The sequence below is a fragment of the Allobosea sp. 10N428 genome, assembly GCF_056394545.1.
Window position 1 is genome coordinate 319,368 of the sequence record NZ_JBFTIC010000003.1, and the last position, 23,733, is coordinate 343,100.

24 protein-coding genes and 1 other RNA gene are annotated in these 23,733 nt (G+C 66.3%); 9 read left to right on the forward strand and 16 right to left on the reverse strand.

The features are described 5' to 3' along the window. The first annotated feature begins 49 nt into the window (after positions 1–49). Positions 50–595 (forward strand): DUF924 family protein, encoded by a 546-nt coding sequence (locus tag AC1DDA_RS11830; RefSeq protein WP_476795878.1) that lies wholly within the window; start codon positions 50–52, stop codon positions 593–595. A gap of 3 nt (positions 596–598) precedes the next feature. Here AC1DDA_RS11830 and AC1DDA_RS11835 read toward each other — a convergent pair whose 3' ends face one another. From AC1DDA_RS11835 to AC1DDA_RS11855, 5 genes are all read right to left on the reverse strand, one after another. Next, positions 599–820: a hypothetical protein gene (locus tag AC1DDA_RS11835; protein ID WP_476795879.1), complete on the reverse strand. Its 222-nt coding sequence runs from the start codon at positions 818–820 to the stop codon at positions 599–601. Positions 821–822: 2 nt separating this feature from the next. Beyond that, positions 823–1,365, reverse strand: a complete 543-nt coding sequence (gene ilvN, locus AC1DDA_RS11840) for an acetolactate synthase small subunit (RefSeq protein ID WP_441513779.1) — start codon at positions 1,363–1,365, stop codon at positions 823–825. Between the two features lie 46 nt (positions 1,366–1,411). Next, a complete protein-coding gene (locus AC1DDA_RS11845) occupies positions 1,412–2,095 on the reverse strand; it encodes a glutathione S-transferase family protein (RefSeq protein ID WP_476795880.1) in 684 nt (227 codons plus the stop codon). Next, on the reverse strand, positions 2,092–2,802 hold the full coding sequence (locus AC1DDA_RS11850) for an aspartate/glutamate racemase family protein (RefSeq protein ID WP_476795881.1): 711 nt from the start codon (positions 2,800–2,802) through the stop codon (positions 2,092–2,094). Before AC1DDA_RS11850 ends, AC1DDA_RS11845 begins: the two co-directional genes overlap by 4 nt. Positions 2,803–2,943: 141 nt before the next feature. Continuing rightward, the gene (locus AC1DDA_RS11855) at positions 2,944–4,707 is read right to left on the reverse strand and encodes an acetolactate synthase 3 large subunit (protein ID WP_476795882.1); all 1,764 of its coding nucleotides are present in this window, start codon (positions 4,705–4,707) and stop codon (positions 2,944–2,946) included. 324 nt (positions 4,708–5,031) lie between these two features. On the opposite strand from AC1DDA_RS11855, the gene AC1DDA_RS11860 reads away from it, so the two are divergent. After that, the gene (locus tag AC1DDA_RS11860) at positions 5,032–6,498 is read left to right on the forward strand and encodes a GGDEF domain-containing protein (RefSeq protein ID WP_476795883.1); all 1,467 of its coding nucleotides are present in this window, start codon (positions 5,032–5,034) and stop codon (positions 6,496–6,498) included. Here AC1DDA_RS11860 and miaA read toward each other — a convergent pair whose 3' ends face one another. Then, a complete protein-coding gene (miaA, locus tag AC1DDA_RS11865) occupies positions 6,499–7,440 on the reverse strand; it encodes a tRNA (adenosine(37)-N6)-dimethylallyltransferase MiaA (RefSeq protein WP_476795884.1) in 942 nt (313 codons plus the stop codon). Between miaA and serB the strand changes: the two genes are divergently transcribed. Further along, entirely contained in the window at positions 7,439–8,326 is an 888-nt protein-coding gene (gene serB, locus AC1DDA_RS11870) for a phosphoserine phosphatase SerB (protein WP_476795885.1), read from the forward strand. The genes miaA and serB overlap by 2 nt on opposite strands. Before the next feature lie 74 nt (positions 8,327–8,400). Here serB and AC1DDA_RS11875 read toward each other — a convergent pair whose 3' ends face one another. The 9 genes from AC1DDA_RS11875 to AC1DDA_RS11915 all read right to left on the reverse strand — a co-directional run bounded on the left by AC1DDA_RS11875 (position 8,401) and on the right by AC1DDA_RS11915 (position 16,415). Further along, a complete protein-coding gene (locus AC1DDA_RS11875; RefSeq protein ID WP_476795886.1) occupies positions 8,401–8,742 on the reverse strand; it encodes a DHCW motif cupin fold protein in 342 nt (113 codons plus the stop codon). Positions 8,743–9,173: 431 nt separating this feature from the next. Then, positions 9,174–10,337: a hypothetical protein gene (locus tag AC1DDA_RS11880; protein ID WP_476795887.1), complete on the reverse strand. Its 1,164-nt coding sequence runs from the start codon at positions 10,335–10,337 to the stop codon at positions 9,174–9,176. Between the two features lie 154 nt (positions 10,338–10,491). Continuing rightward, complete coding sequence (locus AC1DDA_RS11885) at positions 10,492–12,009, reverse strand: DegQ family serine endoprotease (protein ID WP_476795888.1); 1,518 nt, start codon at positions 12,007–12,009, stop codon at positions 10,492–10,494. A gap of 134 nt (positions 12,010–12,143) precedes the next feature. Continuing rightward, positions 12,144–12,335 (reverse strand): DUF2065 domain-containing protein, encoded by a 192-nt coding sequence (locus tag AC1DDA_RS11890; protein ID WP_441513790.1) that lies wholly within the window; start codon positions 12,333–12,335, stop codon positions 12,144–12,146. An 18-nt stretch (positions 12,336–12,353) separates the two neighbouring features. Further along, positions 12,354–13,298, reverse strand: a complete 945-nt coding sequence (gene hflC, locus AC1DDA_RS11895) for a protease modulator HflC (protein WP_476795889.1) — start codon at positions 13,296–13,298, stop codon at positions 12,354–12,356. After that, positions 13,295–14,455 carry an FtsH protease activity modulator HflK gene (hflK, locus tag AC1DDA_RS11900; RefSeq protein WP_441513792.1) on the reverse strand — a complete coding sequence of 387 codons (1,161 nt, stop codon included), beginning with the start codon at positions 14,453–14,455 and terminating at the stop codon, positions 13,295–13,297. Before hflK ends, hflC begins: the two co-directional genes overlap by 4 nt. Before the next feature lie 152 nt (positions 14,456–14,607). Then, a complete protein-coding gene (locus AC1DDA_RS11905; protein WP_441513793.1) occupies positions 14,608–15,123 on the reverse strand; it encodes a dihydrofolate reductase in 516 nt (171 codons plus the stop codon). A 3-nt stretch (positions 15,124–15,126) separates the two neighbouring features. Beyond that, entirely contained in the window at positions 15,127–15,609 is a 483-nt protein-coding gene (locus AC1DDA_RS11910; protein WP_476795890.1) for an N-acetyltransferase family protein, read from the reverse strand. Continuing rightward, positions 15,606–16,415 (reverse strand): thymidylate synthase, encoded by an 810-nt coding sequence (locus AC1DDA_RS11915; RefSeq protein WP_476779118.1) that lies wholly within the window; start codon positions 16,413–16,415, stop codon positions 15,606–15,608. The genes AC1DDA_RS11910 and AC1DDA_RS11915 overlap by 4 nt, the downstream gene beginning before the upstream one ends. 358 nt (positions 16,416–16,773) lie before the next feature. Between AC1DDA_RS11915 and AC1DDA_RS11920 the strand changes: the two genes are divergently transcribed. The 6 genes from AC1DDA_RS11920 (at position 16,774) to AC1DDA_RS11945 (ending at position 20,011) form a co-directional block, all read left to right on the forward strand. Next, on the forward strand, positions 16,774–17,025 hold the full coding sequence (locus AC1DDA_RS11920; RefSeq protein ID WP_476795891.1) for a hypothetical protein: 252 nt from the start codon (positions 16,774–16,776) through the stop codon (positions 17,023–17,025). Between the two features lie 38 nt (positions 17,026–17,063). After that, positions 17,064–17,419: a transfer-messenger RNA gene (gene ssrA / locus AC1DDA_RS11925) on the forward strand. A 56-nt stretch (positions 17,420–17,475) separates the two neighbouring features. Beyond that, complete coding sequence (locus AC1DDA_RS11930; protein ID WP_476795892.1) at positions 17,476–18,051, forward strand: SspB family protein; 576 nt, start codon at positions 17,476–17,478, stop codon at positions 18,049–18,051. 10 nt (positions 18,052–18,061) lie between these two features. Beyond that, positions 18,062–19,456: a class II fumarate hydratase gene (gene fumC, locus AC1DDA_RS11935; protein ID WP_476795893.1), complete on the forward strand. Its 1,395-nt coding sequence runs from the start codon at positions 18,062–18,064 to the stop codon at positions 19,454–19,456. A gap of 13 nt (positions 19,457–19,469) precedes the next feature. After that, positions 19,470–19,772 carry a DUF4169 family protein gene (locus AC1DDA_RS11940; protein ID WP_476795894.1) on the forward strand — a complete coding sequence of 101 codons (303 nt, stop codon included), beginning with the start codon at positions 19,470–19,472 and terminating at the stop codon, positions 19,770–19,772. Then, complete coding sequence (locus AC1DDA_RS11945; protein WP_476779114.1) at positions 19,769–20,011, forward strand: ribbon-helix-helix domain-containing protein; 243 nt, start codon at positions 19,769–19,771, stop codon at positions 20,009–20,011. The genes AC1DDA_RS11940 and AC1DDA_RS11945 overlap by 4 nt, the downstream gene beginning before the upstream one ends. 59 nt (positions 20,012–20,070) lie before the next feature. On the opposite strand, the gene AC1DDA_RS11950 is transcribed toward AC1DDA_RS11945, so the two are convergent. Continuing rightward, positions 20,071–23,652 carry an AsmA family protein gene (locus AC1DDA_RS11950; RefSeq protein ID WP_476795895.1) on the reverse strand — a complete coding sequence of 1,194 codons (3,582 nt, stop codon included), beginning with the start codon at positions 23,650–23,652 and terminating at the stop codon, positions 20,071–20,073. Between the last annotated feature and the right edge of the window lie 81 nt (positions 23,653–23,733).

Below are 23,733 nucleotides of genomic sequence, written 5' to 3' on the forward strand. Positions count from 1 at the left end.
GTGGAAGAATTATCTCTGGAGCTCGATCGCCTGAAGAACGGAGCCTTGCATGAGCCTGCCCAACGCCGCCGATATCGTCGCATTCTGGCGCGAGGCCGGTCCCAAAAATTGGTTCGCCAAGGACGATGCCTTCGATGCGGAGATCATCCGGCGCTTCCTGCCCGTTCATGAGGCTGCAGCGGCCGGAAAGCTCGGCGCCTGGGAGGCGACCCCCGAAGGTGTCTATGCACTGGTGATCTTGCTCGATCAGTTCCCGCGCAACATGTTCCGCAACAGCCCGCGCGCCTTCGCCACCGACGCGCAGGCGCTCGCCATTGCGGAGCGCGCCATCGCGCGCGGCTTCGACGACGCCTACGAGGCACCCGAGAAGCGCTTCTTCTACATGCCTTTCATGCACTCCGAAGAGCTGGCGGATCAGGAGCGCTGCATCGCGCTCTGCGCCGCCGCCGAGGATCCAGAGGGCGTGAAATACGCCGAGATCCATCGCGACATCATCCGCGATTTCGGCCGCTTCCCCCATCGCAACCCGGTGCTCGGGCGCGCGACCACGGCACCGGAGAGAGCTTTCCTCGACGAGGGCGGCTTCAGCGGCTGAAACTCAGCCGCCCTGCTGGCTCGCCATCCGCTGCAGGAAGATCGCGGCGATCGTCAGGACAAACCCCGCCCACCACAGCGGCGAGCGCAGGCTCTTGCCGCTGCCCATCGGTTCGGACGGCGCCCGGCCGAACAGGCGCATCAGCACCGGCCCGGCAAGGCAGGCAAAACCGACGAGGCCGAGTCCCAGCGCGACCAGGCTGAGCACATCTGGCGTCAGCGCCATGCTCACATCGCCTCTGGGCCGCGGCTCATCGCGGCGATACCGGTGCGGGAGACTTCCGTAAGGCCGACCACCGTCATCATCTTAATGAAGCGCTCGATCTCCTCGGTCGAGCCGGTCAGCTCGAAAACGAAGGATGTGAGCGAGGCGTCGAGGGTGCGCGCGCCGAAGGCCGAAGCCAGCCGCATCGCCTCGACACGGTACTCGCCCTTGCCGACGACCTTGACCAGGGCCAGCTCGCGCTCCAGCGCCTCGCCCTGCTCGGTCAGGTCAACGACGCGGTGAACCGGGACGAGCCGGTCGAGATGCGCCTTGATCTGGTCGATGACGCTGGCTGTGCCGGAGGTCACGACCGTGATGCGCGAGAGATGCTTCTCATGCTCGGTTTCGGAGACGGTGAGGCTCTCGATATTGTAGCCGCGCCCAGAGAATAGCCCGGCGATGCGGGCAAGAACGCCCGGTTCGTTGTCGACGATCACCGCCAAAGTGTGGCGCGCGACCGGCTGGGACTTCGGGGCGTTCGGATAGTGGGTGGCGGGCTTCGACATGACGGACCTGTAGGCGGGTTGGAGCGAAAGATGGCTGAGAGGAAGGTCAGGATTGGCGGAGATCGACGAGGGCGGGTTCGTCCACCTCGTCCTGCTCGACGATCCAGGGCTCGTCGAGCGCAGCGGCAAGCCATTCACGATAGGCCGGCAACGCCAGAACCGCCCGCATATAGTCTTGCGAGGCCGGATCGACCGCGATGCCATAGGTATCGAGGCGGGTGACGACCGGAGCGTACATCGCATCCGCCGCCGAGAACGCGCCATAGAGGAACGGGCCTTCTCCGCCGAAGCGCTCGCGCGCCTGCCGCCACAGCGCGGTGATGCGCTCGACGTCTCGGGCAACACCCGGCCCGCGGTCGCGGGCCGGGAAGCGCTTGCCGAGATTCATCGGGCAAGCGCCGCGCAGCGCCGTGAAGCCGGCATGCATCTCGCTGGAGATGGCGCGCGCATGAGCGCGGGCTTTCGGTTCGCGTGGCCAGATCCCGGCATCAGGATGCCTGTCGTGCAGATATTCGCATATGGCCAGCGTCTCCCAGACGGCGACATCGCCATCCACCAGCGTCGGCACGGTGCCGCCGCTGCCGCGAGCCTCAGCGAAGATCGCTTCCTTGAAGCCGGGCTCGTCGAGCGGGACGAGCTTTTCGGTGAAGCCGATCCCCTTGGCGCGCATCAGCAGCCAGGCTCTCAGGGACCATGACGAATAGCATTTGTTGCCGATCAGCAGCTTCATGCGGCCACGCTCTCGGCTTCGCCGACGAAATCAAGCGCCGCCGCGACATGCAGCGCGGTGGTGTCGAAAACCGGAACCGGAAAATCCGCCTGCGAGACCAGCAGCGTGATCTCGGTGCAGCCGAGGATCACGCCGTCGGCGCCCTCCTCCCGCACTGCCCGCTCGACGATGGCACGATAGCGCTCGCGCGAGGTCGCCTCGACACGGCCGCGGCACAGCTCCTCATAGATGATGCGGTGAACTTCGTCGCGTTCCTGCGGCTGCGGCACCAGCGGCTCGACACCGAAGGCCTTCAGCCGGTCGCGATAGAAGTTCTGCTCCATGGTGAAGCGCGTCGCCAGCAGCAGCGGCTGGCGGGACGGTGTGGCGCGGATCGCCCGCGCCGTCACATCCGCCAGATGCAGGAAGGGCAGCTTGGTCGCGCCCGTGATCCGGTCAGCCACCTTGTGCATGGTGTTGGTGCAGAGCACGAGGCAGGAGGCGCCGGCACGTTCCAGCCGGCGCGCGCTCTCGGCCAGCGCCGCGCCCGCGGCAGCCCAATCGCCCTGCGCCTGCATCTCGGCGATGCCAGCGAAATCGACCGAATGCAGCAATACGTCGGCCGAGTGCAGCCCGCCCGCACGCGCCCGCACGCCCTCGTTGAGCAGCCGGTAGTAGACCGCGGTCGACTCCCAGCTCATCCCGCCGATCAGACCGATGGTGGCCATGGTGTTTTCCTTCTCGGACCGCTGCCGTCATTCTCGGGCGAAGCAGGGCTTCGACCCGAGAATCTCCTGACGGAAGGGCGCCGGCCGGCGCCTCGCTCCGCCTGAGATGCTCGGGTCAAGCCCGAGCATGACGATGCTTCGTCAAACGAGCTGCTTGCCCTTGGCGTCGATGATCTGGCCGGTATCGCCTTCGAAATCAGGCAGGATCATCTCGTTATGCGCCTTGCCCGACGGGATCATCGGGAAGCAGTTCTCTTCCTTGGCGACGTGGCAGTCGAAGATCACCGGGCCGGGCGTCTCGATCATCTCCATGATCGCGGCGTCGAGCTTTGCGGGATCGTCGCAGCGGATGCCGTGGCCGCCATAGGCCTCGGCGAGCTTCACGAAGTCCGGCAGCGACTGCGAATAGCTTTCCGAATAGCGCCCGCCATGCAGCAGCTCCTGCCACTGGCGCACCATGCCCATATACTCGTTGTTGAGGATGAAGATCTTGACCGGCAGCCGGTACTGCACCGCCGTCGACATCTCCTGCATGTTCATCAGGATCGAGGCCTCGCCCGCGACATCGATGACCAGCGCCTTGGGATGCTTCATCTGCACGCCGATCGCCGCCGGCAGGCCGTAGCCCATCGTGCCGAGTCCGCCCGAAGTCATCCAGCGGTTCGGCTCCTGGAAATGCAGGTACTGCGCCGCCCACATCTGATGCTGACCGACCTCGGTCGTGATGTAGGTGTCGCGGTCCTTGGTCAGCGCATGGAGGCGCTCCAGCGCGTATTGCGGCTTGATGATCGTATCGGACTGCTTGTAGGCGAGGCTCTTGCGCCCGCGCCAGCCTTCGATTTGCGTCCACCAGGTGGCGAGCGCCGTCTTGTCGACCTGCGGGCTGCTCTCGCGCCAGATCCGGACCATGTCTTCGAGGACATGGGCGCAATCGCCGACGATGCCGATATCGGCCTTGACCGTCTTGTTGATCGAGGACGGGTCGATATCGATATGGATTTTCTTCGAGCGCGGCGAGAAGCCGTCGATCCGGCCGGTGATGCGGTCGTCGAAGCGGGCGCCGATATTGATCATGACGTCGCAATCATGCATCGCCAGATTGGCCTCGTAGGTGCCGTGCATGCCGAGCATGCCGAGCCACTGCTTGTCCGCCGCCGGGAAAGCGCCGAGCCCCATCAGCGTCGAGGTAACCGGATAACCGGTCAGGCGCGCCAGCTCGCGCAGCAGCGCCGAAGCGTGCGGCCCGGAATTGATCACGCCGCCGCCGGTATAGAAGACCGGCTTCTTCGCGCCGGCGATCAGCTCGACCGCCGCCTTGATCTTGTTCAGATCTCCCTTGACCACCGGGCGATAGGTCTTGTGCTGGTTGTCGCGCGGGCGGCTATAGGTGCCGGTCGCGAACTGGATGTCCTTCGGGATGTCGATGACGACCGGGCCCGGGCGGCCGTTCGCCGCGACATAGAAGGCCTCGTGCAGCACCCGCGGCAGATCGTGGATGCTCTTCACCAGATAATTGTGCTTGGTGCAGGAGCGGGTGATGCCGACGGTATCGCATTCCTGGAAGGCGTCGGAGCCGATCAGATGCGTCGGAACCTGGCCGGTGATGACGACGAGCGGGATCGAGTCGAGCAGCGCATCGGTCAGGCCGGTGACGGCGTTGGTCGCGCCGGGGCCGGAGGTGACGAGCACGCAGCCGACCTTGCCAGGGCCGGAGCGGGCATAGCCCTCGGCGGCATGGACCGCGCCCTGCTCGTGCCGGACGAGGACATGCTTGACCTTGTCCTGCTGGAAGATGGCGTCGTAAATCGGGAGTACGGCGCCGCCGGGATAACCGAACAGGTGCTCGACACCCTGGTCCTGAAGCGCGCGGACGACCATCTCGGCGCCGGTCATCATCTCGCTCATTACGCTCTCCTGAGGCTGATCTTCTGGTCTGGGAATTCAGGCAATAAAAAAGGCCCTCGGAGGGGCCTGGGCGTGCGCTGGCGTCGGGGACGCCCGGTTGTGAAACCGGCCCCTACCAGCGCACCTCTACGATAATAAGCTTGCGCATCGCGCTCATGGTCCTTGGCGGAAGTTGCGCGAACGCTAGCGGAGAGCGCCCTCTCGGTCAAGCGCCAACAACATGGTTACCGGCGGGTCTGCGACACTCGCGAAAATCCGGTGACGCTACGGAACGATTTCTCAATCCGTCCTTCGTAGTATCCGCGCGCTCAAACCGGGACGGACATGTACTACGAAGTCCACAGCGAGAACATCACGGCGCGCAGCCATGCGCCGCAGATCGCCAAGATCCTGCGCCGCTTCGCGTTGCATGAGCGCGAGGGCGCCCCGGTCGCCTATGAGGAGTTCGCGGCGGAAATCCTGCCCCTTTTCGGCGAAGATCTGATGATCCTCGAGCCCACGGGAGACGGCGACTACCGCTGGCTGCATTTCGGGCGCGAGATCGTGCGCTATTCCGGCGCCACCCGCCTGGGGCAGCGCGTCTCGGGCATGCGCCCGCAGGTCGCGCGCTTTACTATCGACAGCCTCGACCAGGCTCTGGCCGAAGACCGGCCGCTCTACACCGTGCATCGCTCGAGTAGTACGGTGCGCGTCGCGCTCTGGGAGCGACTGCTGCTGCCGACGATCGCGCGGGATGGGCGCCGATTCGTGCTCGCCTTCGGCCGGCCGCTGCAGTTCCGCGAGGATTTGCTCAACGCCGTGCTCGACACCTCACCGAGCGGCATCGTGGCGTTGCGCGCGATCCGGGACGACCTTGGCGGCATCGAGCAAGCTGTCGTTGTCACCGCCAATCGCCGCGCGGCCGAGCTCAGCGGGCGCCCCGACACCGATCTCCTCGACACCGACGGGCGCGAGAGCCTACCCTTCCTCTCCGACCCGTCGATCTGGCAACGCTGCGTCTATGCGGTTGAGCTCCAGCGCGCCGATACGCTGGAGACGTCCTTCACACAGCAGGGCAAGACGCTCTGGCTGCGCATCGCCATCGCCCCGCTGGGGGACGGCCTGCTGCTGACCCTCACCGACATCACCGACCTCACCGTCGCCAACCAGACGCTGCAACTGCGCGCCGCTACGCTCGCGCTGGAGATCGGCCGCGAACGGGCCACGCGGCGGGCGCTGTCCGAGGAGATCGGCCAGCGCGAGGAGCGCGAGCGCGAGCTCAGACGCCTGGCCGAGACCGATCCGCTGACCGCGCTGCTCAACCGCCGCTCCTTCACCGAGAAGGCCAACGCGGCCATCGCGGCGAGCGAGATGGACGGGTCCGAGATGTCGCTGATCATCGTCGACCTCGACCATTTCAAGCAGGTCAATGACAGCTATGGCCACCCGGCCGGCGATGCTGTGATCCGCGCCTTCGCCGATCTTCTGCTCGGGCAGTTCCGCAACGAGCACAATCTCGTCGGGCGCTTCGGCGGCGAGGAGTTCGGCATCCTGCTGAGGGATTGCAACCTATCGGCCGCGGCTTCGAGTGCGCGCCAGATTCAGGATGCACTGCTGACCCGCTCCATGCCGGTTTCCGAGACCCTGGCACTGCACGTCACGGCAAGCCTCGGCATCGCCTCGCTTCACGCCGGCGAAGGGCTCGCCTCGCTGACCGCGCGGGCGGATCAGGCGCTCTACCGCGCCAAGAACGAAGGCCGCAATCGCCTCGGCCTCGCCGCGCCGCCTGATGCCGTGGCGGCCGCCGCCTGATCAGCTCGCGAGAGCTTCCAGGGCAACGTCGAGCGCCTCGGCTGGTGCAACCGCCCGCCACCCTGCCATCTGATGCCGGAACCAGGTCACCTGCCTTTTGGCATAGGCGCGCGTATCGGCCTGTCCGCGTTTGATCGCCTCGTCCAGCGTAATCTCGCCTTCGAGATGGGCAATCAACCCCGGCACGCCATGGGCGCGCATGATCGGCAGCAGCGGATCGAGCCCGCGTGCCTTCAGCCGCTCGACCTCGTCGAGCGCGCCGGCCGCGATCATCGTCTCGAAACGCCGGTCGATCTGCTGGCGCACGGCTTCGCGCTCGGGATGGAGGAAAAGCCGCAGCAGCCCCTCCTCGCCGAGCGGTCCCTGCTCGCGTCCGCCCTGGAAGCTTGCCAGCGAGCGCCCGGTCGCGCGGAAGATTTCGAGCGCCCGCATGATCCGCATGCGGTCGGTCGGCCGCAACCGCTCCCCCATCAGGGGATCGCAGGCCGCCAGCTCGGCATGGAGCGCCGCCGTATCGAGTCCATCGGCATGGGCGCGAAACGCGGTCCGCACACTCTCGGGAACCGCCGGCATGGCCGAGAACCCCTCGGTCACCGCCTTGAAATAGAGGCCGGTGCCGCCGACCAGGATCGGCAGCGAGCCCTGCCTCTGCAAATCCGCCAGCAGCGTCGCCAGATCCTCGGCATAGCGCATCGCCGAATAATTCACGGCGCCGTCGACATGGCCGTAGAGGCGGTGCGGCGCCATGGCTTCCTCCGCCTCGCTCGGCCGGGCGGTCAGGATGCGCAGATCGCCATAGACCTGCATGGAATCGGCGTTGACGACGGTTCCCCCGGTGCGGCGCGCGATCTCGATCGCCAGCGCGGACTTGCCGCTGGCGGTCGGACCTGCGATGAGCACCGCCGTGAGCTGTCTTTCCGCCTGTCCCACCGGTCCTCGCATGCTTGTCGCCACACTCGTATCCGCCCACGGCCAGGCGCTGGTCGGCGAGGCGCTTCTCGCCCGTCTCACCCGCACCGTTCCGGGAGTGGTCCGCACCGCTGCGCTCGACCCCGTGGTCGCCGCCGATCTCTTCGCGGAAGCTGCCGATGCGCGCAAGCTCGAAGCTGATATCCGTACGGCGCTGGAGGGCGCTGCGATCGACGTCATCGTCCAGCCGGCCGCGACGCGCCGCAAGGCACTGTTCCTCGCCGATATGGATTCGACCATGATCGGGCAGGAATGCATCGACGAGCTCGCGGCCGTCGTCGGCCTCAAGGAGCATGTCGCGGCGATCACCGAACGGGCGATGCGCGGCGAGATCGAGTTCGAGCCGGCGCTGCGCGAGCGCGTCGCGCTGCTCAAGGGCGTGCCGCTCTCGGTCGTCGACGAGATCATCCGCGACCGCATCACCCTGACGCCCGGCGGACGAGAACTCGTCCGTACCATGCGCGCCAACGGCGCCTATGCCGCACTCGTCTCGGGCGGCTTCACGGTATTCACCGGCCCGATCAGCGCGACGATCGGCTTCGACGAGCATCGCTCCAACACGCTGCTCGCCGATGACGGCATCCTGCGCGGCGAGGTCGCAGATCCCATCCTCGGCAAGCAGGCCAAGCTCGACGCCCTCATAGAGCTGCGTGCACGGTTCGGACTGTCAACGGAAGCGACGCTGGCCGTCGGCGACGGCGCCAATGACCTGGCCATGCTCGGTGAAGCCGGGTTGGGTGCAGCCTTTCGCGCCAAGCCGGCGGTCGCCGCGGCCGCCGACGCGAGGCTCGACCACGCCGACCTCACCGCCCTGCTCTACGCCCAGGGCTATACCGGCAGTGAGATCGTCCGGGTCTGAGCCAAGAGCGGCAGGCGCGTCCCTTCCCGGGTGAAGCGAAGCAAAGACCCGGGCTGCCTCTCCCCGAAGCCTGCTCAGTCGACGATGAAGAGCTTCGCCCCGGTCCTCGTCGCCGAGCGATGGGCTTCGGCGCCGTCGGCGACCTGATAGCTCATGCCGGCTTTGAGCGGCATCACGCGCCCATCCGCGAGCGTGGTCTCCATCTCGCCCTCCAGGCATAGGATGATGTGGCCCTTGGAGCACCAGTGATCGGCGACATAGCCGGGCGAGTACTCGACCATGCGGACGCGGATGCGGTTCTCCTCCGGTCCGAAATACTGGACGCGCCAGATCGCCTCGCCGCTGTCGCCGGCATGATGCTCAGGCGGGATCGTCGACCAGTCGGTGGTGACGAAGGGGATTTCGCTGATCTTCATCTGGCCTCTCCCGGCGCACCCGGATTTCCGGGGCCGCGCCGTGAAGCTCTAGCCATGTTCCGACCTGCCGCGCCAGCGCGCTGCCCTCGCCGCCGGTCTGCAATCACGGCATGAAAAGCGGGGCCGGGGCCATGCTCGCAGCCGCGATCCACCTCGGCCTCCCGATTATGGAATGCCACCCTTGCCGAGCGAGGGGACACGGAATGTGCTTCGATCGAGCGGAGATAGGCCCTGAACGGTCAGCCCCTTGTCGGCTGTGATCCCCGGTTGCTGTTGCGTGCGCGTGCCGCTGTTGGGCGCCGTCGGGACAAGTTTCGACGATGACAGCACGCATTCCGGATAGGGCTCGCAGGGCCGTGGGGTAGCCGGCTTGTCCGCCATCGCCATCGAGCCGGCAGATATCGTCAACGCGATGGACACAAGGCGTATCATCATCTCCGTCCCTCCCCTGGTATGGACGGCACGATTGATGTCGAAACGGCCCTGAAGCCGAACACCACCGGCCGCTCCAGAAGCTGCTTGAGGGCCACCTCGTTGCTGTCGGCCCGGCTGTAAGTTCCCCCTGGCGCGCCGCCCAGCAGCGCCGAGACGCGATCCTCCAGGCCTTTGATGCGCGCTTCGCTCGAGGGTGAAGCTCCGGCTCCCGCCGGCTCGGCCTCGGCAGTCGGAGTCGCCGCGCGGGCGGCTGCGCTGAGCGCGAAGTCACGGCTCCTGCGATGCTCGATCTCGCGGGTCATGAAGACGCGGTTGACCAGCCTGAGCTGAATCTTGGCCGTGTAGGCTCCATCCTTCGTGGCGAGAACGCGTTCGTTGACGGCGAACGCCATGACACGCCGAAGAAAATCGTCTCTGCAATAGAGCTGCGTCGCCGGATCCTTGCACCAGATATCGAGACGGGCCGCCGCAGTCCCTGCAGAAACGCCATATGTCTCCGACACCGGGATCTTGATTTCTCCAGTGTCGTTGCGACCGCTGGAGAGGCCGAAATTCAAGCCGACATTATCGACAATGCTGGAAGATTTGACTGCTTTGTTGATCGTAATGCCCGGAAACAGCGCCAGAGACAGCTTGATTTTATCACCGACGTCTCCGGCATCGATCTCGTAGTTGCTTTGCTTTCTGATCTTCTTGCCGCTCTCCAGCTCGGCTGTCGCGCTGAATGTCGGTCGCTTCAGATTTGCCTCCCGCTTCAGGTCTTCGCGGAGGCTGATATGTGAAATTCTGACCGCCTTGCCCAAAATCGCCTGGCTTTCATCGACATCCTCGATCACGGCCCAGACATCGCCGACGTGGAGATCTTCCTCCGGCGGAAAGACCGGGATGATCCCCAGCTTGGCGATACTGCTGTTCCACGAAGCGGCGATCGACTCGGCAGTAATCGGCTCTTCCGCTCGAAAACTCAGATACTGCCAGATGACGATGACGCCCGCGAACAGGCCGATGCCCATGAGGTTCACCGGCGTGGAGGCGAGCCTCTTGATGCGGTCCCAGATGGCGACCTTGTCCAGAAATGCTTTGGCCGCGTCTACCCTGCCGCCGGACGGCGGCTCCGGCGACGGCGCTGGGTTTTCTGCTGGGGGCTGCTGATCGGACATGCGCCGCATCCAGGCTGCGTAAAACAACCTATGGATGAATAATACAACCAGTCGATCTGTCAACCAGCCTTGTGTCAACAAAAAAGGAGCCCCGTGAAGGGCTCCTTTCGAGATGGTCGATCGCAGCGCCGGCCAAGATTGCCGACGCGGAATCTCAGTTCATCGAGACGGCGACGAAGCGGACCTCACCCTGCCCGTTCGAGACCAGGAGAAGGGCCGACTTCTTGCCCTCCTTCTTCAGCGCGTCGAGCCGCTTGGTCACGTCCTGCGGAGCGTTCACCGGCTCCTGACCGACCTCGACGATCAACTCGCCGACGAGGATGCGCTTGTCGGCGGCATTCGAGTTGGCGTCCACCTTGGTGATGAGCACACCCTTGAGGCCGTCCTTGATCGAGTAGCGCTTCCGCAGCTCGTCGGTCTGCGCCGAGAGCTCCAGGCCGAGCGCGCTCGTCACCGCGGGCTTCGGCGCCTCGGCGGCCGGCTTGTTCGCCGACGCCACCTGGACCTTCTCGCCATCCTCGAGGCGGCCGAGCTTGACCGTCTTGACCTCTTCCTTACCCTTGCGGATCACCGCGATCGGCACATCCTTTCCGACCGGCGTCGCCGCGACGATGCGCGGCAGATCGCGCGAATCCTTCACATCCTTGCCATCGAACTTGACGATGACGTCGCCGGTCTCGATCCCGGCGGGCTTGGCTGGGCCCTTGTCGTCGACGCCGGCGACGAGCGCGCCGCGCGCCGTGCCCAGGCCGAGCGCTTCGGCGGTGGCGTCATCGACCGTCTGGATGCGCACGCCAAGCCAGCCGCGCCGCGTCTCGCCGAACTCCTTGAGCTGATCGACGACGTTGGTCGCCAGCGTCGAGGGCACCGCGAAACCGATACCGACCGAACCGCCGGTCGGCGACAGGATCGCCGTGTTGATGCCGATCACCTCGCCCGCCATGTTGAACAGCGGGCCGCCCGAGTTGCCCTTGTTGATGGCCGCGTCGGTCTGGATATAGGTGTCGTACGGCCCCTGGCTGATGTCGCGGTTGCGGGCGGACACGATGCCCGAGGAGACCGAGCCGCCGAGGCCGAACGGGTTGCCGATCGCCATCACCGGATCGCCGATCCGCATCTTGTCGGAATCGCCGAACTTGACGGCCGGCAGCGGCTTGTCGTGCTTCACGCGGAGCACGGCGAGGTCGACCTTGGTATCCTTGCCGATGACCTCGGCCTTGAGCCTGAGTCCGTCGTTGAAGATCACCGTGATCTCGTTGGCATCACCGATGACGTGGTTGTTGGTGACGACGATGCCCGACGGATCGACCACGAAACCGGAACCGGCCGATTGCGAGCGGCGCTGCTGTGGCGCCTGGCGCTCGCCCTGCTGGTTGCGGCGGTTGAAGAATTCCTCGAACAGGTCGCCGAAGGGTGTGTCCGGACCGAGCTGCGGCAGCTGCGGCAGGTTGCGGCCCTTCTGGTCGTTGGTGGTCACCGCCGAGATGTTGACCACTGCCGGCATGACCTTGTCGACGAGATCGGCAAGGGACGTTTGCCCTTGCAGCAGCGGAGTGTTGGCCTGCGCGTGCCCCGGCGTCAGAACCGGCGACGCCAACAACGCCAAGCCAGCGACGCCGGCAGCAAGAGCGATGCGGGCGGACCGGACTGCGGGAACGGATTTCGATGCCATATGAATCCTCATGTCGGAAAGATGCGGGCCGATCGATCCAGGCAGGCGCGCCCGTTGATTGAACTCCAAAATGCGGCGGAAGGGCGACGCACGATCATGTCATTGAACACGATCATGTGCCCTGTGCCATCATTCTACCAGCTGCCGCGCGCGAACCATACCAGGAACACGCCCAGCACCGCTGAGCCGAGGCCGATGACCCGCATCCGGTCCGGCGGGGTTTCCGCCGCGCTCCGGAGGGCATCCTTCGCCAGATGCGGGATCGCGGCGAAAAGGATGCCCTCGATAGCGAAGACCAGGCCGAGCGCCGCGATGAAATCAAGCATTCGCGTCGCTCGCCATGATCAGGGCCGGGCCGTCGCGGGCGCGGCAGGTGCAGCAGGCGTCGCGGAGGCTCCGGCCTGACCATCCTGACGCTGCGCGTTCGGTCCGTTGAAGTAACGGAAGAACGGCGAATCCGGCGTCAGCACCATCCGGGTATCTCCAGGCTTGATGCTGGCTTCATAGGCCTGCATCGAGCGGTAGAAGGAGAAGAACTCCGGATCCTTGCCGAAGACCTCGGCGAAGACCTTGTTGCGTTCGGCCTCGCCCTCGCCTCGGATCACGTCCGAGTTCTGTTGAGCCTCGGCGACGATGACGGTGGCATCCCTGTCGGCCCGCGCCTTGATCTCCTGCGACTGTTGGCCGCCGAGCGCGCGGGCTTCCGCGGCCTCGCGCTGACGTTCCGTCTGCATCCGCTGGAACACCGCCGCCGAGTTTGCCGCCGGCAGGTCGACACGCCGCAGCCGGACATCGACCACCGTCATGCCGAAGCGCGCGGCTTCACGGTTCACGTCGTCGCGGATGCGGTTCATCAGCCGCGAGCGCTCGGTCCGCACCACGGCGGTGAAGGTCGCCTCCGCCAGCACCGAGCGGACATTGCCGTTCACGATCGAAGCGAGCTGCGAGTTCGCACGGGGGATGTTGTTGACCGCCTGGTAGAAGCGCAGCGGATCGGAGATGCGATAGCGCGAGAAGGCATCCACCACGAGACGCTTCTGGTCCGAGGCGATGATTTCCTGCGCCGGCAGGTCGAGATCGAGGATGCGATTGTCGAGCAGTGTCACCGTCTCGATCGGCGCGAACCACTTGAAGTAGAGGCCGGGCGCGGTCTTGACGGCGCGGACGGCGCCGAGACGGAGCACGATAGCCGACTGCGTCTGCGAGACCACGAAGGTGCAGGCATAAAGCACGACGGCGACGGCGGCGACGACGACCAGCAGGGCCGCGCGAAGGAAGGAGCCGTTCATCGGTTGGCCCCTCCCTGCAGACGGGATCCCTGGACCTGTCGGCCCGCATTGAGCTGGTCGAGCGGCAGATAGGGCACCACGCCCTGGCCGCCCGCGGGGTTGTCGAGGATGATCTTGTCAGTCCCGCCCATCACGCGTTCCATCGTCTCCAGGAAGAGCCGCTCGCGCGTCACCCCCGGAGCATTCTTGTACTGTTCGTAGACCGCGTTGAAACGGCTGGCCTGGCCGCGCGCTTCCGCCACGGTCTGCTCCTTGAAGGCCTCGGCCGACTGCACGAGCTGGGCAGCGCGGCCGCGCGCCTCAGGCACCACGCGGTTGGCGTAGGTCTGCGCCTCGTTGCGCAGGCGCTCCTGGTCGGCGCGCGCCGCCTGTACGTCGCGGAAGGCGTCGATGACCTGCTGCGGCGGGTCGACCTTCTGGAGCTGGACGAGACGGATCTGCACGCCGGCATTGTAGCTGTTGAGCGTCTCCTGCATCAGCTGGCGCACCTCGGTCTCGATCGCACCGCGATCGGTGGTCAGCACCGGCTGAATGTTGCGGCGACCGATGATCTCGCGCATCGCGCTCTCGGCCACGGCCTTCACCGTGCCCGGCGGATCCTGGATGTTGAAGACGTAGTTCTCGGGCGCGGCCGGATCGATCTGCCATTGCACGATGAAATCGATGTCGACGATGTTCTCATCGCCGGTGAGCATCAGGCTTTCCTCGATCACGTCGGTCTGGCGCGAGGTGCGCACCGATTCGACCGTGCGGAAGCCGACCTCGGTCGTGATGACGTTCGTCACCTGCGGCTTGATCACGCTGCCGATCGGATAGGGCCAGTTCCAGTTGGCGCCCTCGCCCGTCTTGCCGACGAAGCGCCCGAACACGACGTTGAGGCCGACCTCGTTGGGCCGCACGAAATAAACGCCGGATCCGAGCCAGATCAGCACAAGCAACAGAAGACCGAGCACGAGCCCGCGCCCGCCGATATTGCCGCCCGGTATCAGGTTCTTCAGCCGATCCTGGCTGCGCCGCAGGATTTCCTCGAGATCGGGCGGATTGCCGTTGCCTCCGCCTGAGCCGCCCCCCCATGGGCCGCCACCACCGCTACCTCCGCGCTGGCCCCAGGGTCCACCCCCGCCGCTGCCACCGCCGCTCTGATTGCTCCAAGGCATCCCCGAGCCGATCCCTTCCGTTCTGTCGGCCGAGCCATAGGCGAATAGCGGCCGCTTGTCAGCGTCTTCGGCTGAAGACGCTGGGCTGAGTTGGTCATGGGCCACGGATTCGTCAACGGCGCAAGCCATTCATCGTGAATGGAAAGCGGCGATCAGCCGCGCCTGCGGTAGGTGACGAAGGTATAAGGATACTCGTTGTCGGCATCGACGTGGTGACGTTCGTTTGCTCCCGCGTCGAAGGCACCAGGCTCCCAATCCGGGAAAAGCGCGTCTCCCGTCGGGCTGGCATGGACGAGCGTCAGCTCCAGCCGATCCGCGAAGGGCAGTGCCTGCCGATAGACCTCGGCGCCGCCGGCGACCGTGACGGAATCGGCACCGCTCGCCGCGGCCACCGCCTGCCCCATCGCCAGCGCCTCGTCGAGCGAATGCGCGACTCTGACGCCATCGGGCGCGAAGCCCTCATCGCGGGTCAACACGATGATCTCGCGCCCCGGGAGGGGCTTGCCGATGGATAGGAAGGTCTTGCGCCCCATCAGCACGGGGCGACCCATCGTCAGGCTGCGAAACCGCTGCAGATCTCGCTTGAGCCGCCAGATCAGGCGATTGTCGTCGCCGATCACGCCATTGTCGGCGACGGCCGCGATCAGCACGATCGGGCGCTTCTCCATGCTTCAATCCTCCGCGCCCAATCTCCTGAGCGCCTCGCCCTCCAGCCGCTTCACCGTCCATTCGTCCTGCGCCTTGGCGCCGATCGAACGGTAGAATACGCGCGACGGCTCGTTCCAGTTCAGCACCCACCAGGCGAGGCGAGGCAGATCTTCCGCGACGCAGCGACGCGCCAAGCCCGCGATCAATCCCTTACCGATGCCGCGCCCGCGCTGGTCCGGCCGAACGTAGAGGTCCTCCAGCCAGATGCCGTGGCGGCCGGCGAAGGTCGAATAGGTATAGAACCAGACGGCGAAGCCGACCGGCTCGCCATTCCATTCGGCGATGTCGCAGAAGACCTTCGGATTCGCGCCGAACAGCGCCTCAGCGATCTCCGCCTCGGTCGCGACCACCTCGTGGATCAATTTCTCGTATTCGGCCAGTTCCTTGATGAAGGCGAGCACGAGCCCGGCCTCGCCGGGGCGGACAGAGCGAATGTTGAGAGTCATACTGCGATCGGCGCCTTGATGGAGGGGTGGGGGTCGTAGTCCGAGATCGCGACGTCCCCGAACTGGAAATCCTCGAGCCGAGTCACGGCCGGATTGAGCGAGAGCTTCGGCAGCGCGCGCGGCTCGCGCGAAAGCTGCAGCCGGGCCTGATCGAGATGATTCACGTAGAGGTGAGTATCGCCAAAGGAATGGACGAACTCGCCGACGCCCAGCCCGGTCACCTGCGCTACCATATGGGTCAGCAGCGCATAGCTCGCGACGTTGAAGGGCACGCCCAGGAAGACGTCGGCCGAGCGCTGGTAGAGCTGGCAGGACAGCTTGCCGCGCCCGTCTTCGGAAGGCTGGACGAAGAACTGGAACAGGCAATGGCAGGGCGCCAGCGCCATCTTCGGAATGTCGGCGGGGTTCCAGGCTGAGACGATGAGGCGCCGCGAATCCGGATTGCGGCGGATCTCGTTCACCACCCAGGCCATCTGGTCGATCACCTGCCCGTCCGGGGCCGCCCAGGAACGCCATTGCCTGCCGTATACCGGCCCGAGATCGCCATTCGCATCGGCCCACTCGTCCCAGATCGTAACGCCGTTCTCCTGCAGGTAGCGCACATTGGTGTCGCCGCGCAGGAACCAGATCAGCTCATGGATGATCGATTTCAGATGCAGCTTCTTGGTGGTGACCAGCGGAAACCCCTCCGACAGGTCGAAACGCATCTGATGGCCGAAGACGGCGAGCGTGCCGGTGCCGGTGCGGTCGTCCTTGCGGACGCCCTCGGTCAGAACACGTTGAAGCAGGTCATGGTACTGGCGCATGGCGACTCTCTGAAGGCGCAGGAACATAGCGGCTCTGGCGCGCCTTGGCCTCCCTCGCCGCTGCAGACATCCCCAGTCTTTGCACGCATTCCTGCCAGCCGACGGCCGGAACTATGGCGCAAACCAGTCGTCGCCCGTTCCACGCCTCAGGAGGCAGGCATTTCCACGTACGGCATCGCCATGCTTTCGCGCAGACCGCTCCTCCGCGCGGCCCCCGCCTCGGCCTCCTGCAATGGCGGGAGGCCGAGGCGGGCGAGGACTCACGCCATTGCGACCACCTGTGAACACCCGCATCCGCAAACCCGCCTCAATCCGGGACGCTCATCGCAGCCTGATTCGTGCGGATACGTTGATGTGGATGAAGACCACCGGAGCCGGCTTGCTGATCGCGCTCGCGCTCAATGGTTTTGCACTGCCGGCCGCCCATGCCTGTGAAGCGGAAATCACCGTTTCGGAGAGCGAGGCCCGGAACATCGCCTGGAACGCCGGCCTCGTCCATGTCGAGGAAATCACCCGGGCTGACGACCGCTGGGAGATTGCCGGCCGCGACGCCAACGACGACGAGATGATCCTCGACATCGACATTAGAAATGGTCGCATTCTCGATTGAGGCGCGAATGCCGCATTACCTGTCGAAATCGGCTCAGCACTCTTTCCCCGCGCCGTTGCAGCGCCTATATTCGTGAGTGCCACTCGCAAGAGCGGCTATGGCGATAAACGGATTTCGGAATAAGCCTTTCGGACCCGGGGGCGGTACCCGGCGCCTCCACCAAAGCCCTGATCTTTCAGGGTTTTGGCGGGGGCGAAATAGGATCGACGAGGGTGTAAAAGTTGTCCTTTTGCTCGGCATGGTTCCGCCGTTATCGGGCCAAAGCATAGTTGCCAACGACAACAATGCTCGGGTTGCCGTCGCCGCGTAAGCGGTGCTGGTTCCCAAACCAAAGCCCTTGCGTTTAGCCGCGTAAGGCGGGGCCCGGAGGCGCCTGGCAACAGAAGCCTCCACTTTCATTCTGGCCTGCCGGCTGTTCCCGCCGGAGCAGCAAGCGGAAAAACATACCCTATGTCCAAAGATGTTCTTCGTTACGATCTGATGGTGCAGGAAGCGCTGAAGGGCGTCGTCCGCAAGATCCTGACGGAGGCTGCGCGGGACGGGCTGCCGGGCGAGCATCATTTCTACGTCACCTTTCGGACGGGAGCGCCCGGTGTGCGTTTGTCGCAGCGCCTGCGCGAGAAGCACCCCGACGAGATGACGATCGTGCTTCAGCATCAGTTCTGGGACCTCAGCGTCAGCGACCACGCCTTCGAGGTCGGCCTGTCATTCTCCGGCGTGCCGGAGCGGCTTCTCATCCCATTCGATGCGATAACGACCTTCTTCGACCCCTCCGTGCAGTTCGGCCTGAAATTCGAGACGCAGGGGGATCCGGAGGAAAGTGGCGCACCGCAGTCCGAGTCGGTTGTGGCCCCCGCGCCCGTTCCCACCAAGTCCATGCCCGCCGGTGTACCAGCGCTGAAGGCGCGAGCGTCGGCGGCAGAGGACACGGACAAGAGCAGCGATGCGCCGGCCAACGAAACCGAAGACGACGGCAAGAGCGGTGCCGAAGTCGTCAGCCTCGATTCCTTCCGCAAGAAGACCTGACGGACCTTCCATGACCGAGACGCGCACCGAAACCGATTCCTTCGGCCCCATCGCTGTGCCCGCGGACCGGTATTGGGGCGCACAGACGCAGCGCTCTCTGGAGAATTTCCGGATCGGCGGCGAGCGCGAGCGCATGCCGCTGCCGCTGGTTCATGCCCTCGTGCTGGTCAAGAAGGCGGCCGCTCACGTCAACGCCCGGCTCGGCCTGCTCGACCAGCGCGTTGCCGGCGCCATCGGCCAGGCGGCGGATGAAGCGCTCTCCGGCAAGTTCGACGGGCATTTTCCGCTGGTGATCTGGCAAACCGGCTCGGGCACCCAGTCCAACATGAATGCCAATGAGGTGCTGGCGAACCGCGCGAACGAACTGCTCGGTGCCGGTCTCGGCGCCAAGAGCCCGGTCCACCCCAACGACCACGTCAATCGCGGCCAGTCCTCGAACGATTCTTTCCCGACCGCGATGCATATTGCGGCCGTCCTCGAGATCACCCGCAAGCTGCTCCCGGCCCTGCGCAATCTCGAAAAGGCGCTCAACGCCAAGGCCGATGCCTTCAAGCATCTCGTCAAGATCGGCCGTACCCATCTGCAGGACGCCACGCCCGTCACGCTCGGCCAGGAATTCTCCGGCTATGCGATGCAAATCCATCTCGGCATCGGCCGGATCGAGGCTGCCCTCGGCGGGCTCTATGCGCTGGCACAGGGCGGCACGGCCGTCGGAACCGGCATCAACACCCATCCCGATTTCGCCGTGCTCTTCGCCAAGGAGGTCGCGACGCTGACCGGCCTGCCCTTCCGCACGGCCGAGAACAAATTCGAGGCTCTGGCGAGCCACGGCGCGCTCGCCGCCGCCCATGGCGCGCTGGCGGCACTCGCTTCCGACCTGTTCAAGATCGCCAACGACATCCGCCTGATGGGCTCGGGCCCGCGTTCGGGCCTCGGCGAAATCAGCCTGCCGGAGAACGAGCCGGGATCCTCGATCATGCCCGGCAAAGTCAACCCGACCCAGGCCGAGGCGCTGACCATGGTCGCCATCCAGGTCCACGGCAACCAGGCGACGATCGGCTTCGCCGCGAGCCAGGGCCATTTCGAGCTCAATGTCTTCAAGCCGGTGATCGCTGCCGCCTTCCTGCAGTCGGTCCGTCTGCTAGCCGATGCGGCGGAGAGCTTCCGCGTCAATTGCGTCGAGGGCATCGAGGCCAATGAGGCACAGCTGAAGGAGCTGCTGTCGCGCTCGCTCATGCTGGTGACGGCGCTCGCCCCGGCGATCGGCTACGACAAGGCCGCGAACATCGCCAAGTCCGCGCATCACAACGGCACGACGCTGCGCGAGGAAGCGCTCAAGGCCGGTGTCGACGCCGATCTCTTCGATAGGACGGTCAAGCCCGAGCAGATGCTCGGCCCGCGCTGACGGAGCCGCAACGATGGCCGAGATCATCAATCTCCGCCGCGCCCGCAAGCAGAAGGAGCGCGCGGAGGCGGACAAGACGGCCGAGCAGAACCGCATCAGCTTCGGCCGGACCAAGGCCGAGCGCAGCCTCACCAACGCCGAGCGCGACAAGGCCGCCCGCCACATCGACGGGCACAGGCTCACGAGAGCATTTTCCAGCGAAGCGGAGGCCGGTTCGCGTGAAGAAAATGCGATAAAGCAAAGGGCTAGGGAACTTCAGCGCTTCGGAGAAACGCGGAAGTCCTCCCGCGACGACAAGGACCCGGAGCCGGCATGAGCGCGGAGCGCAAGCGCTCTCTCAGCATCGCCGGCCACCGCACCAGCATCTCGCTGGAAGACGAATTCTGGGAAGCGCTGAAGGAGATCGCTGCGCTACAAGGCCAGCCGGTTTCCGCCCTCGTCGTCGAAGTCGATTCGAGCCGGGGGGACCTCAACCTGTCATCGGCCCTGCGGCTTCACGCGCTCGCTCATTACCGGCAGCTCGCCGCCGGGCAGCGAACCGATGCAGAACCGTAATCATTTCAGCCGCCGGAAACGAACCCCGGAATAACCCGGGCGGGGTTTGAAGCACGGCTTCAATTGCGCGGTTGTGCGCCCGGCAGAATCTGGAGAGGCGGCGCCGGCTGCTGAACCGCGCCTTCAGGAGAGCTGGAACGGGGCGCCCCCGGGAGGACGAGCGGTCCCGGTTGTGACAGTGACTGTGGCTGTGTCGGCGGCGGAGCCGATTGCATGGCTGCCCGCTCCGCCGCGGCTCGGGCGCGCTCCTCCAGCTCCGCCCGTCGGCGCGCCTCCTGCTCCGTCCGCGCCTGCTCCGCGCGGCGCAGTTCCTCGGCGCGCTTCTCCTCGGCCAGCCTGCGCTGCTCCTCGGCACGTCGCACCTCCTCCTGCCGCTTTTCCTCGGCGAGGCGGGCCTCTTCCTGCGCCTTCAGGAACTCGTTCAGCTTGCGCTCGTTCTCGCGCATCTCGCGCTCCGCCCTCAGCCGCCGCGCATGCATCGCCCGCTCGCGCGCATCCGCCTCGAAGGCTTCGACGCGCTCGATCTCGCGCGCCAGAGCCCGCGCCGCCACCGTGTTCGAAAGGGCGCTGACATCGCTCTCCCGCCGCAGATTGGAGAGCGGTCCGCGCCAGGCGATCCCGATCTGCGGGGCATCTCCGGGCCAGCCCTTCGGCAGCGCCCCGACTGGCTTGAGACCGAGCCTGAGATCGGCATTGAGCGCACGCAGATCGACGACCCCGCTTGCCTCCGCCCGCAAGCCGTTGCGCTCGAAGCTCAAGGGCTGCAGCCGGATGAGGCCGCCTGCGAGCGTGAAGGGCAAGGTGATGTCACCAAGGGCCCAGGCATCGCGATCCAGCGCTTCCGCAAGCCGGTCCTGCAAGCGCGAGGCATCGCTTTCGGAGGCATCCTCGCCGGTATTGGCGATGATGCGGGCGTAGGCGCCGGGATCGAAACGGGCGAGGCGAACGCCGGTAAGCGACAGGTTCCCGGCCCCGCTGAGGCCAGCGATCAGGCGCGCCGGCGTCTCGCCCGATCCGCCGAACTCGACCTGCCCCGAAGCCTTGCCGCCAATAGCGCTCTTGGTCAGTTCGACGACGTCGATCGCCGTCAGGGCCAACCGTCCGTTGAGCTGAGCGAGCCCCCCGTCGCGACGCAGGCCAAGCCGACCGGCGACCTGCCCCCCGCCGAACGCTCCCTTGATATCCTCGACCCGCAACCCGTCCTGATCGGACCGCAAAGCGAAGCTCGCATTGCGGATCGTCGCACCGTCGAGAACCGCGAGCGAACCGGCCTCGACCGCAATGTCGAACTCCGGCAGCTCGCCGACGCGCCCGAACCGTGCCGTCGACCAGATCGATCCGGGCGCCGCTGGCGCCGGGCCCAGCGCCGTCGCGATCAGTTGGCGCAAATCCGCCACAGGGATCGCGAAACGTCCGCTGTAGCGTCCCTCGCGTGGCAAGATGAGCGAGCCGCCGGCTGCGATGCCGCCGAGATTGGCTGCGATGCCGTCGAGCTGGACCCCATCTCCCGTCAGCCGCAGTCGCGCATGGGCATCGAGAACGCCGTCGGGCAGCAGCCGCGCCGGCCCCTCCGCCAGAATCTGGGCTGGTCCTTCGGCCTGCAGCGAGACTTGCGCCGCCCCGGCGCCATCCTCGACGACGATGGACAGACCCGGCCCGGCCAGCGAGCCGGTCATGCGCCCCTTGTCGATATCGAGCGTGAGCCGGCCGGCGCCGCCCTGCATCGGCGCGGGCAGGCCAAGCGCCGTGAAGGCTTGGCGCCGGTCGGCAAGATCGAAACCCAAACTGGCGCTGTTCCAGATTCCGGCGCGGTCGAGCAGGCCCTTGATCGTCAGTTTCCCGGCCGCTGCATTGCCCTCGGCCGAGAGCGCGGTCTCGCCCGAAGCCGCCCGCGTCAGGCGGAAGCCGCTGTCGAGCCTCGCCAGCCCGTCGCTTGCCCGCGTCAACGCCTGCATGGCCGCCTCCGGCAGCAGCGGCCCGGCCAAAGCCGTCAGGGTCTCGATGCGCGGCGCGCGGACCCGCCCCGAAATCTCCCCGCCCTCGGCCAGCAGCGACCCGGCTCCGGTAACGTTGACGCCGCCGAAACCGTTGACCGAGAGGCGGCTCAGCCGCCAGACATCGCCCTCGCGGCGGATATCGAGGCTGGCCGAGCCTGGGGGAGCATTGCGGTAGCGCGCATTGGCGAGTGTCAGATCCAGCGCGATGTCAGGCTGCCGGAACAGGCCGCCGAGGCTCGTTCCCGGCGGCAGGGTATCGAGTGCTAGCCCGCTCACCGTGGCCTTGGCCGCGAGCCTGTTCGATCCGGCCTCGCCCGACGCGTCGAGCCGCACGCCGGACGATCCCGCAACCAGCAGCCGCTGGAACACGATCCGCGCTGGCGCCCAGGAGCCGACCGCATCGGCATCGATGCGTCCGAGCCCCGCGATAAAATCGGCCATGGTCGGGTCGAGTCCGGCGCGGGCCAGAACCAGCGCAACGCGCCGCGCATCATTCGCCTTGAGATTGATGCGGCCCGTCGCTCCCTCCGGGCCCAGACCGCCGCTCGCCCCGATGAGCGCACCGGCCACGCGGACGGAAGCCGAAGCATCGGTCAGCCCGCCATCATGCAGCCGCCCGCGGAGCGCGAATGTCGAAAAATCCTCGCCCCGCCAGATCACCTGATCGAGGTCGAGACCAATGTCGAGAGTGCCCGGCAAGCCATTCAGCGCCCGCTCGAAGCCCTGGCGCTCCGCCAGCGACGCGACCAGTGCATCGGCATCGAGCCGGCGCGCCCGCAGCGCCAGAGAGCCGGCTCCGGTTCCCGGCAGATATTGCCCCTCCCCCTCCAGCCTCGCCGCACCGCCGGCGAGGTCGAGCGTCAGACCCGCAAGGTCGAGTTGGCGCCCACCGCCCTTCACCTTGCCCGACAGCGAGACCGCCCCGCCCGGCGACAGGCCGAAGGCGCCGTCGAGCTCGACGGCGATCCGCCCTGGCGCCGCCGGCAGGATCAGGGAGCCGTCGAAATTGAGCTGCAGATCCTCTCCGGTGAGGAAGGCCTTGGCGCGCAGCCGGCCGCCCTCCTCGAGCTCGCCGGTCGTCACGCGCAGGGACGTGCCCGCCACCTCGCCTTCGAAACGCCAGGGCCCGGCGAAGCTGACGGCAGAAACCTCCGCGGCGATTGGCGTCAACATGACCGCCGGCTTGCCCGGCTCTCGCCAGATCAGGGCCGAGCGGCTGATCCGCAGCCTGTCGAGGCTCGCTTCGGCCGGCAGGCCCTTGCCAGTGCGCTCCGGCAGGCGGATCGCGCCGGTCTCGTCGAGGGAAAGCGTGACCGTGGCCCCGTCGATCTCGGCTTCCGAGAACCGGAACTCCCCGCGCGCCATGGCGGCGAGCGCCAGCTCGACCGTCGCATGTTCGACCGTCGCCGCGCTGGCGGTGCCGTCGCCGCTGCCGATCCGCACATTTTCGAGGGATATGCGCGGCGAGGGCAGCAGGCGCAGGCCGATCGCGCCACCGATCTGCGTCTCCACGCCGAGCGCTTCGCTCAGCCTGGCCTCGATCTGCGGACGATAGGCGCGCCAATCGACGAAGCCGGGGCCAATCAGGGCCGCCAGCAGCGCCAATACCAGCAGGCCGGCCAGAACTGTCAGGCTTTCACGCAACGTCCGCTTTCTGTCCCTGTCGCCATGGTGTAGCGGCACCGATCCAAAACCGGCGTCCGCCCGCGATCATGCCGGCAAGTC